This is a genomic window from Pseudophaeobacter profundi, assembly GCF_029697505.1.
GTDB classification, from domain to species: domain Bacteria; phylum Pseudomonadota; class Alphaproteobacteria; order Rhodobacterales; family Rhodobacteraceae; genus Pseudophaeobacter; species Pseudophaeobacter profundi.
In genome coordinates, this window is the sequence record NZ_JARJEF010000009.1 from 166,121 (window position 1) to 177,177 (window position 11,057).

Below are 11,057 nucleotides of genomic sequence, written 5' to 3' on the forward strand. Positions count from 1 at the left end.
GCTTTTTAGTCTGCTTCCCAGTGAGTGCCGCCATACAACACACCATATTTCACCCCACTCAAGGAAAGCATATGAGCTAGATCGAAAGAAATCCGACGGAAAGAATGGGGCGCGTAAGCGGATGATTAAAAACGAAAAAGGCCGCCAGAGGCGACCAATTCACTGCCAACAACAAGGTATGATGGCGGAGACGAAGTCCGCCTTGTGACATTCCAACATGTTCCATAAAGCACCATAAAACAGATACTTACCTAACCAGTTGTTCTTGAATGTTCCAGTGGCGTCCCCCATATTCCTATCATTTATGGGGGACGGAATGGCGGACGGCGAAAACACCATTGGCGAGAGCGCTCCAAGCAAGCGAAAAGAGAAAGCGCTTTCGGCAGCGTTTGTTCGCACGGCATCTAAACCCGGCAAGTATTTTGATGGGCATGGACTTTTCCTAAAGGTGGACACATCAGGCGCGCGGCGCTGGGTGCAGCGTATTGTCATTCGCGGCAAGCGGACTGAGATAGGCTTGGGGGCTGCGTCTCTTGTCAGTCTTGCAGAGGCGCGGGAAAGCGCGCTGGAGAACCGCAAACTGGCGCGGGCTGGTGGTGACCCATTGCAGGCTAAACGTACTGCTGAGGCCTTGCTAACGTTTGAAGAGGCCGCGCGAAAGGTTCACAAAATCCACGAACCGACTTGGCGCAACAAGAAACATGCGGCGCAATTCATTTCCACGCTCGAAACCTACACATTCCCCCGCATCGGCAAACTGAAGGTTTCTGAAGTCACCACAGCGGACGTGCTGGCAGTGTTGCAACCGATCTGGCTGGAAAAGCCCGAAACCGCGCGGCGGGTGCGCCAGCGTATCGGCACTGTGATGAAGTGGGCGGTCGCCAATGGGTGGAGACAGGATAACCCAGCAGATACGATTTCATCGGCGCTTCCCAAACAGGAGAAAACCCAGGTGCACCGCAAGGCGTTACCATATAACGAGGTTGCCGAATTTCTCGTATGCCTCAAGGGCTCCAACGCAGGGGTTGCCACCAAGCTTGCATTGGAGCTGCTTATCTTGACTGCTTCGCGGTCTGGCGAGGTGCGATTGGCCGAATGGTCGGAGTTTGATTTGGAAAGCGCTGTCTGGACCCGCCCAGCGCTGCGCATGAAGGCAAAGAAAGAGCATCGCGTCCCCTTGTCCGCGCGCACGTTGGAGGTGCTGTCAGAGGCCAAAAAGCTGGGCGCTGGCGAGGGATTGGTTTTCCCCGGCACCAAGCAGGGCAAGCCATTGTCTGACATGACCCTGTCAAAGCTAGTCAAGACGCTTGGTTATGATGTGGACGTGCATGGGTTTCGTACCTCATTCAAGACGTGGTCGCAGGAACGCACCAATACCCCACGCGATGTGTCAGAGGCAGCATTGGCACACACGGTCAAGGACAAGGCTGAAGCGGCCTATGCGCGGTCAGATTTTTTTGACAAACGCAGGAAATTGATGGAACGTTGGGCACAGCACATTCGAGATCTGCCAGCAGAAAATGTCATAAATCTGAAATAATGTTTGCACCTGAGAACCATTATAGCTGGATCACCCTTCGGGAGGATTCAGAGGATTGGGCAACCGGAATCCTGTTAGCTGGTCTTCCCAATGTTCAGAAAACAAACATCGAAAATATCTCGGCCCCTTCAGTGAAGCACTCTCTTTTCCAGGCCCTCGTTGCTGAGGGTTTTTGCTATGGTAATGGCGAGGCCTCGTTTGTACACGGCCTATTGTCAACTTGGCTGATTGCCAACTTCCTTGAACGCTACAATACCTTGGCATGTTCTCCGGCGGGACTAACAATGCGTGCAAGCTCGCTCATGACGCTCCACGCAGATAGAATGGATTGGTTTCGCTGGCCTTGGCCCAAATTCTCCGAAGGTGAATTTCATGGGTATTTCCAACAGTTCCGTCTAGGGAAGTTCTCTGTCAGTGATGTAAACGCAAGGTTCATCGGGCTTGACTTCGAGACAGGCACTGTGGCGTTCAAGAACAATACTAAGCTCCTCTACAAATACGCTGCTCACCACAATGACAGTGACTACGAAGTCGAGAGACTAGTCGAAAAATACCTGATCCCTTTCAAGGGGTGGGCGATTTGTTGGAACCCAGATGAGTTGCCCGAAACTAATTTAGACGTGTTGGAAGAAATGGGGTTCGGTCATCTGGATCTTGAAGACGCACCGAACCAATTCGTAGCTTCTGAGTCAAACTCTGAAACTGTCTATATGTTTATTCGTGAAGCCTTTCCTGATGGAAAGGGAGATGCGACCTGGTCGGAAGTCGAGCGAAAAGTCGGTTACTCTAGGCGACACATCGTCCGTACCCTGAAGATCAAGGGGGTTTATGATGATTGGTCAAAGGGTGGGCAAACTAGCTAGGCCCACATGATGCCCAGATGCCCAGCTTTATTGCCGTGTCAATCTTAGACTAGGTTCCTGTTATGTCTGAAACAAACCAAAGGGAACCAAGATGGCAGAACCGCACCTAAGACGACCCGCCGTTGAGGCCGCAACAGGCCTGAGTAGAAGCAGTATTTACGACATGATGGACAAGGGCGACTTTCCTCGCCCAGTCCGTATTGGCAAGCGCGCCGTTGCATGGCCTGAAACTGCCATCTCAGATTGGTTGTCAAATAGACCGACTACCAAGCCGCTGGTTGGGTAAAGCAACACCCACGCAGTTCTAAAAACTGGCGCGGGTGCTGGGTAGTCTGGTCACGTAAACCCTATCGCTTCGCGCCTCTCCAATCAATGAGGCATATATGAAAATCAACGTCACCCTATTGGGCGGCGAATGCCCCCGCGTGTTCACTCTGTCGGGCCGCATTGGTCAAACATTACACCACTTGACGCAGGCTAAAGGGCGGGGCATTTCCTCGCTTGAAAACCCCGCAATCCGTCTCGCCGCTCATATCCATGTGTTGCGAGGCATGGGCTTTGTCATCGACACAGAAAGGGAGCCGCATGGCGGCGCATATCCTGGCTATCATGCCAGATACCGCATGCACAGTTCGGTCATCTTGGGTCACAGCCAGGGGGGCGGCAAGCAATGACTGTTTGCCCTGCAAAAGCCCCGGCTAGCCCATTTGAGCGCCGCCTGAAGGTCAAGCACGGCCCCCTGGCCATTGGCTCCGCACTAATAGCGAACTGCGTGGAGGAAGCCGCTGATGGCGTCTAAAGGCAAGCGTCGAGATTCAGAGGGACAGTATTTAACACTGCCTTATGCGCAACTCAAATCTAAAGCATGGCGGTCCCTTTCTGGGGCCGCTGTCAAAGTCCTGCTTGAGCTTCACACTCGGTTCAACGGCAGCAACAATGGCAATGTGCGTCTATCCATGAATGAGGCGGTAAAGGCGCTGGGTATATCAAAAGGCACCGCCCAACGCGCCTTTGTCGAACTCGAAGAAAAGGGCTTTATCGCGCTGCAAACCCCCGGCAACTGGTACAATCGGCGCGCGCATGAATGGCGGCTTACAACAAAGCGGATGCAGACCGCAAAAGGGTTGAGGGTTGCCACAAATGATTGGCGGTTCTGGCAGCCAAAAACAAAAGACGGTCCGACAGAGAACCCGTCGCCAAACTCGACGGGACCAATGGGAAACCCAAGGCCCGTTTCCGGGTCCACCACAGAACCCGTCAAAGCCTGAAGCGTGGAAGTGCAGGGTGCTGAGGTGGGACACTAATACTAACCACTCTCATGGAAGGAACTCCCCATGAATCGAAGGCAAAAATCTAAGGTGGTTTCAGGGCCGCGACCCTGTCGACTGTTGCAGTTGCCTATTGATTTCGGAAAAAAATGGAGGACGCTCTAATGGGTGGATATGGATCTGGGCGAACTGGCTACAAGCAAAAAGCCGAAAGCTGCCGCTCATTGGATGTAAACAAGATGCACCAAGAGGGTTGCTTGTCAGAGGGCTGGCGCGGCAACTGGCAGTGGTCCCGCAATGGCGAGGTGCTGTCGAAGATTGGAATGCGGGCGGAGCAGGGGCGTATTGTCTTGGACTACCGCGTCCGCCTGCATGGCGGTGAATGGGAGCCGGTAACCCAGCCTGTCAAAATCAGCTATGTGGATTGCAATTTTGGCGGACAGAGACCCTTTTTCCTTTGTCCCGGTGTCGTCAACGGGCAGCACTGCGGGCGGCGCATGGGCAAGCTGTTTTCAGGCGGGCGCTACTTCCTCTGCCGACATTGCTACAGCATCGCGTATACCAGTCAGTCAGAACCCCGCTACGACCGCATGTTGCGGCGGGCCAACAAGCTGCGCATGGCGCTGGGCGGCGAACCAGGTACAGCCCATTGGATAGCGCCCAAGCCCAAAGGCATGTGGCAACGGACCTACCAGCGAAAACGGTTTGAGATTGAGTGCTGCGAAGACAATGCAAACCAACTTTTCATAGCAAAATATGCTCATCTTCTCAGCTTAGGAGAACGCGAAATGTATTTCGGTGAATAATTAAATCAGGAATACTAGCACGACCGACAGTTGACCTTGCCCAATCAACCGCCTCTATTGCTGGAAACTGGTACGCCTAGGAATTATTATGACGCCCCAAGCATTTATTAAAAAGTGGCACGCCAACGAACTCAAAGAGCGTTCTGCCTCTCAGTCCCATTTCAACGACCTTTGCAAATTGTTGGACATTGATGACCCAACAACTGCGGACGGTAAAGGAGAATGGTTCACGTTCGAGAAAGGCGCATCAAAGACCAGCGGCGGCGATGGTTGGGCGGATGTATGGCGCAAGGATTGCTTTGCTTGGGAATATAAGGGCAAGCGCGCCAATCTGGACAAGGCTTTCGACCAACTGTTGCAATACTCAATCGCGCTGGAAAACCCGCCGCTTCTCATTGTGTCGGATATGGAGGTTATCCGCATCCACACCAACTGGACCAATACCGTTCAGAAGGTCCACACCATCCCGCTGGACGACCTCACAGACGCTGCAAACCGCGACTTGTTGCGCAATGCCTTCCTTGATCCTGAAAAGCTCAAACCGACCAAGACCCGCCAACTGGTCACCGAACAGGCCGCACAGAACTTTGCCAACATGGCCCAACGGCTACGCGAACGCGGTCACGACCCGCAAGAGGTGGCGCATTTCGTCAACCGTCTGGTGTTTTGCATGTTCGCCGAGGATGTTGAGCTGTTGCCGAACAAGATGTTCGAGCGGATGATTAAAACCGCCCGTCCCAAGCCTGAGACATTCGCGACCCATGCCAAAGCGCTGTTTGGCGCGATGAAAAAGGGCGGCTTGGTTGGGTTTGAAACGGTCGAATGGTTCAACGGCGGCTTGTTTGACAGTGACGATGTGTTGCCGCTGGAGTGGGAGGACTTGGACGACCTCATTCGCGCCGCCACGCTGGATTGGTCCGATATTGACCCCTCTATCTTTGGAACGCTGTTCGAGCGCGGCTTGGACCCTGCCAAGCGCAGCCAACTGGGCGCGCATTACACCGACCGCGACAAAATCATGCAAATCGTCAACCCGGTCATTGTCGAGCCGCTGTTGGCGGAATGGGCAGAGGTCAAAGCGCAGATTGAGGTGCAACTGGACAAAGCGCCCAAGGCGACAAAGACAAAGCTGCTCAGCACCAAAGAGAAATCCGCCGCGACCCGTGCGCAGGACAAGGCAGAGAAGCTGCACCTTGGCTTTATTGAACGGCTCAAAGCGTTTCGCGCACTGGACCCTGCCTGCGGGTCAGGCAACTTCCTCTATATCGCGCTGCTTGAGCTGAAGAACATCGAACACCGCGTCAATCTGGAGGCAGAGGCGCAGGGCCTGCCGCGCGGCTTTCCCCAACTGGGGCCAGAGGTGGTGTTGGGGATTGAGCTGTCTTCCTATGCGGCGGAACTGGCACGGGTCTCTGTCTGGATTGGTGAAATCCAATGGATGCGGCGCAACGGGTTTGAAGCGGCCAAGAACCCGATTTTGCGGACGCTGAACACCATTGAGAACAGGGACGCCGTACTGGATTCAGACGGGACGCGCGCAAAGTGGCCAAAAGCGGATGTTGTCATTGGTAACCCACCGTTCTTGGGCAACAAAAAAATGAATAGGGAACTAGGTGAAGCCTATACCTCCTCGCTGAGGTCCGCATACGCAGAAGTATCTAGCAGCGTGGACTTGGTGGCATATTGGTTCGTAATCGCATGGAAACAAATGCAAGCCGGAAGTCTTGAACGAGCCGGACTTGTATCAACAAACTCAATACGTGGTCAGACGAACCGCGAAGTCGTTCAGCCAATCGCTAAGAGCGGCAATATTTTTGAAGCTTGGGAAGACGAAGAATGGACGGTTGATGGTGCGGCGGTTCGTGTTTCTCTTGTATGTTTTTCCAGTTCTAAAATGTCGCTTATTCGGCTGAATGGAAAAGCTGTCGCTAGCGTACAAGCGGACTTAACAGGGTTGCTAAGCGACACTATTCTACTTGATCCCCTCAAGTTGGCTCAAAATTCGAACAAATCATTTATTGGAATTCAAAAAAATGGCCCGTTCGACGTAGAGCAACCAACGGCGGAGGATTGGTTACTTCGACCCGCCAACCCGGATGGAAGTTACAACAAGAGCGTTCTGAAAAAACTATTGTCTGGTCGCGACATTACTGGGCGGGACCGAAGCAGATGGATTGTCGATTTCTTCGGGTTCGCAAACGATGCGGCCATGTTCTTCGATGGACCTTACCAACACGTCCAAAAGTATGTCTTGCCTGATAGGTTAAACAACAACCGCGAAATTCGCCGTCGTAATTGGTGGCTATTTGGCGAAGTAATGCCAAAGATGCGATCAAATGCACTTACGCTAAACCGGCACCTTATAACCAGCCTAACTTCCAAGCACGGCTTCTTTGTATGGAACAGCCCTCAGTCACTTTGTGACAGCACCTGTGTGGTTATTGCGTTAGAGAATGACACGAGCTTTGGCATTCTTTCTAGCCGTATTCATCGTGTTTGGTCGCTACGATTTGGCAATCGTCTTGGCGTCGGAAATGACCCCCGCTACACCCCCTCAACCACATTCGAGACCTTCCCCTTCCCCGAAGGCCTCACCCCCAACATCCCCGCCGCCGATTATGCAGCCGACCCGCGCGCGGTCAAAATCGGCACCGCCGCCGCGCGGCTAAATGAGTTGCGCGAAAACTGGCTCAACCCCGCCGACCTTGTCACCCGCGTCCCCGAAGTGGTCGCAGGCTATCCCGACCGCATCCTGCCCAAAGATGACGCCGCCGCCACAGAGCTGAAAAAACGCACCCTCACCAACCTCTACAACACCCGCCCTGCATGGCTAGACAATGCGCACAAGACCTTGGACGAAGCCGTGGCAGAGGCCTACGGCTGGGGCTATGACTGGCGCGATGGGAAGCTGTCCGAGGATGAAATCCTGTCCCGCCTGTTCCAGCTCAACCAAGAGCGTGCAAAAGCAGAGGCCAAAGCCGCCGCAAAAGCGAAACCAAAGCCCAAGGCAAAACCAAAGACCAAAAAGCCCAGCGCGAAAGGTGCCAAAAATGTCAAATGACCCAATCGTCTGGGGCGTCCATATGGGCAGTCACGTTGCCGACCGCCCCATTGAAGGCGGCTATGTCGCCATCGGCTGGCCCGAAATGGGGGACTTGACCAAAATCGCCCCTAGCCGTGACGCCTTCAAAGAAGCACTGGCCCTCGCCTATCCAGACAAAAAGAAAGGCGCGATACCCGTTGACGCAGGGACCATGTTCAAGTTTTTACATGAAATCAAAGCGGGTGACTATGTGGTCTATCCGTCCAAGGCAGACCGGATGGTCAACATTGGCCGCTTCAAAGGGAACGTCCAACACCACGCAAACGACCCGGACGAATACCCGACACGCCAGCTTGTAGACTGGCTGGGCCACTTCCCCCGCGATGAATTTAGCCAAAGCTCGCTAAACGAGATTGGCTCATTTCTCACCATGTTTCGGGTCAAACGCCACGCACTCGAATTTCTCAGCAAGGTTGACCCGACCGTCACAGCGCCTGCGCCTCGCGACAGTGTAGACCCAGACACAGCAGAGGACGCCACAGACGACGACACAGCGACCGTTGCCGCCTCAGTACAGGCAGAGGCCAACACCAGCGACTTTGTCATAAAGCGGCTCATGACGCAGCTCACAGGTCACCAATTCGAGGACTTCATGGCGCATTTGATGGAGTGCATGGGCTACACCGCCCGCGTCACCCAAAAGAGCGGCGATGGTGGCGTTGATGTTATCGCCCATATGGACCCGCTTGGGTTCCAACCCCCTATCGTCAAAGTGCAATGCAAGCGAACCACCGGGCAAACGCCCCGCCCAGACGTTGACCAACTGCTAGGGACACTCGGGGACGGCGAATACGGTCTGTTCGTCAATCTGGGGTCATATGCGCGCGGTGCAGTCGAGCTGGAGCGCAACCGCGCCAAGTTGAGGCTTATCAACGGCGAACAATTTGTAGAGCTGATTTTCGAGCATTACGCCCAACTCGCCCCGCGTTATCGCTCTATGATACCGCTCAAACAGATATTTGTCCCGGACCTACCCCAAGACTAATAGACAATCATGCCAAATCGAAATGGCGGGCAAATTGGGGGACGGCCAAATGCCGAGAAGCCCTAAACATATGATATAATGTACAAAATTCAGGATTTCTGGCGGAGACGAAGGGATTCGAACCCTCGAGACCCTTCCGGGCCTACTCCCTTAGCAGGGGAGCGCCTTCGACCACTCGGCCACGTCTCCGTTGATGCGTATAGCCAACTAAACATAGGGGTTACAAGGCGAAAGTTCCCGTTTTTGAAATTTTTTCATTTGGGCAACAAACCCCTCAAAATGGCACTCAGAGGCACTGAATGGCACTGGGTTTGGGAAACATTTGGTCAATTTCCCTTACAGAGAAAGCGCGCTGAACTGCGTCAAGTCAATTTTGCGATGGCAATTGCCAAGCACGAGAGCCAACGAACAAAAAGCGTTTCCGTCAACGCCCACTCGAACCGATCTCCTTTTTGTAAGGAGGTTTGGTCATGAAAAAAGTCAAGGACGACCCAGGTTCAGTAACCACAAAAGAGCTGGCCGAATATTGGAGAATGCCATCGGTTAGAGCCGCTCGTGAACTTGCACTGGCGCTCGGCCTACGGCGTATCAATGGCAAATTTCCCTGGTATTCCGTTTGGGCAATTGAGGGCCTGGCTCCACCGCCAAGCTACAGATGGGAAGAATTAAAGCTTCCGCATAGTACTGCAGGCGATGTGGCTGAGGCGCTCGGAGAGACTATACGATCTGGAAGGCGGCGTGGCGTTTCAAAGCCTGATCCGAGTTTCCCAGACCCGATCCCGCTGCGAAAAAAACCGATACTCTGGCGAACAGCCCAGCTGCGCGCTTGGCAGGCGGGTTTGCCAGTCCCCAACTATCGGGTCGCTTCGACGGCAGCACGGCGCACACCAAAACCCTTGGCCAACCGAACTCAAGAACCTCCGTCCAATACCTACAATCCGTTCGCCGAAGCACGATCTGCGGCCACCAGGAACGGTTAAATGACACCCCCGACGAACAACGGAAAACATGACAACCACCCGGCAACATTGTTGCGGCGTTTATTGAGCAGTGTTTGTCAATTTCCGCTTCGTCCCAACGAAGAACGGCCAATCTGAACGATGAAGGGCCAAATGAGGACATGACACCTATGACATATAATCCTTTCGAATTTATCTCCCACAGCGATGCGGCAAAGGCAGCATCCAAAGCAGAAAACATGGAGGATGTGCTGAACTGGCTCGACAGCGATGACTGTGACCTCGCCCAGACAGTCCGTCGCACCTACTCCCAGGCAGTGAGGAAAGAAGTATGGCTCCTAAATCGCAGTGCAGACCGGATCCCAGCCTGCTCTATGTATTTCCAAAGAGAGTTCCCGAACAGGAAATACGATAGCTCCTGGGGTAAGACGTTCTCCGCTGCCAAACGATGGAAAAGAAACGTTTCTGCTGCCATCAACGGCGCGACTGGCCTGATCGCCGAACATCGGGCGCGCAGGTCTCGGCAGGATAGCTGGTCTTCATTGCAGCACGTGCTCGAAGAAATTTACACCTCAGGCTTAAAGCCTGCGCTGATATCCAATCAGAAGCAGCTCATAAGCGTTCAAAGTTGCGCAGATACTGCCAGAAAGCAGAATTTGGAGGCCAGTGAGATTAACCCGGAGCTCGCGCTTCATCTTTACAACTCCGTTCCCACCTCAGGGGCAAAGGAGTCTGTGGAAAAAGCATTTGAGCTCCTCGACAAAGTTCGGAGCAGCAAGGATCCACGCGTGCAGGGGCTTCTACCTGTTCAGCCCATCTGCTTTGAAAAGCCAGCGCGCGCTAACGCTGTCGAAATACCTGAACGCCTGCTGCATGAACTAAACACTTGGGTCGAGTTGGCATCACGCGGTCGCTGGTCAATTACTGACAATCGATACACGAATGGGATTTCCACTCAGCCCTTTATCAGCGCGGTAAAGAAGGTCCTTGCAACCGCTGAATTGGCGGGGGCAGTTTCACTCGCTGAGCTTGATACAATTGCAGCCGTCTTCGACAAAAATGTCTTGGTATCAGTCGTTCGAAAGCTTCGAGATCTCGATAGAGGTCGGGAAGACGGCGCTATCACACCTCGCACTGCCCGAGGTTACATCGAAAACCTTGTTCCGTTCCTGGAGCGCAATGGCGAGGATGCTTCAACCGTCAAAAGCATCCTTGATACGGACACTTGGCTCAAAGCTGGAGCTCGGCGCAAAGGCGAGATGGCGCCGCACGTTCGGTCCTTCTGTGAAAGCGTCGTAAGAGACATGAATGCCAGGCTGCGGTTTCTGTCGCTTCACATCCTATTCAGGAAGAAGGCAGAATTCCACCTCCGAGCCGCACAAAAAGCGGCAGGCCGGGAAACCGAACATCACCTGTTGATTGTCACTGAGAACTGACCCGGTATGCCGATAAATTGTCACTGAGAATTGACCCATGTGAACACACTGCCCCGACGGTTTTCGTTGGGGGGATTGGGAGTGATAGACATGGGAT

10 protein-coding genes and 1 tRNA gene are annotated in these 11,057 nt (G+C 53.7%); 10 read left to right on the top strand and 1 reads right to left on the bottom strand.

The genetic code is table 11. The features are described 5' to 3' along the window. The first annotated feature begins 316 nt into the window (after window positions 1-316). The 8 genes from P2081_RS15120 to P2081_RS15155 all read left to right on the top strand — a co-directional run bounded on the left by P2081_RS15120 (window position 317) and on the right by P2081_RS15155 (window position 8,565). Window positions 317-1,540 (top strand): tyrosine-type recombinase/integrase, encoded by a 1,224-nt coding sequence (locus P2081_RS15120; protein WP_278923694.1) that lies wholly within the window; start codon window positions 317-319, stop codon window positions 1,538-1,540. Next, window positions 1,540-2,403 (top strand): hypothetical protein, encoded by an 864-nt coding sequence (locus tag P2081_RS15125; protein WP_278923695.1) that lies wholly within the window; start codon window positions 1,540-1,542, stop codon window positions 2,401-2,403. The genes P2081_RS15120 and P2081_RS15125 overlap by 1 nt, the downstream gene beginning before the upstream one ends. 91 nt (window positions 2,404-2,494) lie before the next feature. Further along, window positions 2,495-2,689, top strand: coding sequence for an AlpA family transcriptional regulator (locus P2081_RS15130; protein ID WP_278923696.1), 195 nt, complete (start codon window positions 2,495-2,497; stop codon window positions 2,687-2,689). Window positions 2,690-2,786: 97 nt separating this feature from the next. Then, entirely contained in the window at window positions 2,787-3,077 is a 291-nt protein-coding gene (locus P2081_RS15135) for a winged helix domain-containing protein (protein WP_278923697.1), read from the top strand. A 114-nt stretch (window positions 3,078-3,191) separates the two neighbouring features. Further along, the gene (locus tag P2081_RS15140) at window positions 3,192-3,671 is read left to right on the top strand and encodes a helix-turn-helix domain-containing protein (protein ID WP_278923698.1); all 480 of its coding nucleotides are present in this window, start codon (window positions 3,192-3,194) and stop codon (window positions 3,669-3,671) included. 257 nt (window positions 3,672-3,928) lie between these two features. Further along, entirely contained in the window at window positions 3,929-4,477 is a 549-nt protein-coding gene (locus P2081_RS15145; protein WP_278923699.1) for a hypothetical protein, read from the top strand. Between the two features lie 88 nt (window positions 4,478-4,565). Next, window positions 4,566-7,538, top strand: coding sequence for a class I SAM-dependent DNA methyltransferase (locus tag P2081_RS15150; protein ID WP_278923700.1), 2,973 nt, complete (start codon window positions 4,566-4,568; stop codon window positions 7,536-7,538). Next, window positions 7,528-8,565, top strand: coding sequence for a restriction endonuclease (locus P2081_RS15155; protein ID WP_278923701.1), 1,038 nt, complete (start codon window positions 7,528-7,530; stop codon window positions 8,563-8,565). The genes P2081_RS15150 and P2081_RS15155 overlap by 11 nt, the downstream gene beginning before the upstream one ends. A 99-nt stretch (window positions 8,566-8,664) precedes the next feature. On the opposite strand, the gene P2081_RS15160 is transcribed toward P2081_RS15155, so the two are convergent. Continuing rightward, window positions 8,665-8,754: transfer RNA gene (locus P2081_RS15160), tRNA-Ser, on the bottom strand. A 281-nt stretch (window positions 8,755-9,035) separates the two neighbouring features. Between P2081_RS15160 and P2081_RS15165 the strand changes: the two genes are divergently transcribed. After that, window positions 9,036-9,545 carry a hypothetical protein gene (locus P2081_RS15165; RefSeq protein WP_278923702.1) on the top strand — a complete coding sequence of 170 codons (510 nt, stop codon included), beginning with the start codon at window positions 9,036-9,038 and terminating at the stop codon, window positions 9,543-9,545. Window positions 9,546-9,694: 149 nt separating this feature from the next. Further along, window positions 9,695-10,960: a hypothetical protein gene (locus tag P2081_RS15170; protein WP_278923703.1), complete on the top strand. Its 1,266-nt coding sequence runs from the start codon at window positions 9,695-9,697 to the stop codon at window positions 10,958-10,960. Window positions 10,961-11,057 lie beyond the last annotated feature (97 nt).

Excerpts from the sequence above, each read along its gene's own strand:
- P2081_RS15135 (WP_278923697.1), top strand. The coding sequence starts at position 2,787 with ATGAAAATCAACGTCACCCTATTGGGCGGCGAATGCCCCCGCGTGTTC.
- P2081_RS15150 (WP_278923700.1), top strand. The coding sequence starts at position 4,566 with ATGACGCCCCAAGCATTTATTAAAAAGTGGCACGCCAACGAACTCAAA.
- P2081_RS15170 (WP_278923703.1), top strand. The coding sequence starts at position 9,695 with ATGACATATAATCCTTTCGAATTTATCTCCCACAGCGATGCGGCAAAG.
- P2081_RS15130 (WP_278923696.1), top strand. The coding sequence starts at position 2,495 with ATGGCAGAACCGCACCTAAGACGACCCGCCGTTGAGGCCGCAACAGGC.
- P2081_RS15140 (WP_278923698.1), top strand. The coding sequence starts at position 3,192 with ATGGCGTCTAAAGGCAAGCGTCGAGATTCAGAGGGACAGTATTTAACA.
- P2081_RS15120 (WP_278923694.1), top strand. The coding sequence starts at position 317 with ATGGCGGACGGCGAAAACACCATTGGCGAGAGCGCTCCAAGCAAGCGA.
- P2081_RS15155 (WP_278923701.1), top strand. The coding sequence starts at position 7,528 with ATGTCAAATGACCCAATCGTCTGGGGCGTCCATATGGGCAGTCACGTT.
- P2081_RS15165 (WP_278923702.1), top strand. The coding sequence starts at position 9,036 with ATGAAAAAAGTCAAGGACGACCCAGGTTCAGTAACCACAAAAGAGCTG.
- P2081_RS15125 (WP_278923695.1), top strand. The coding sequence starts at position 1,540 with ATGTTTGCACCTGAGAACCATTATAGCTGGATCACCCTTCGGGAGGAT.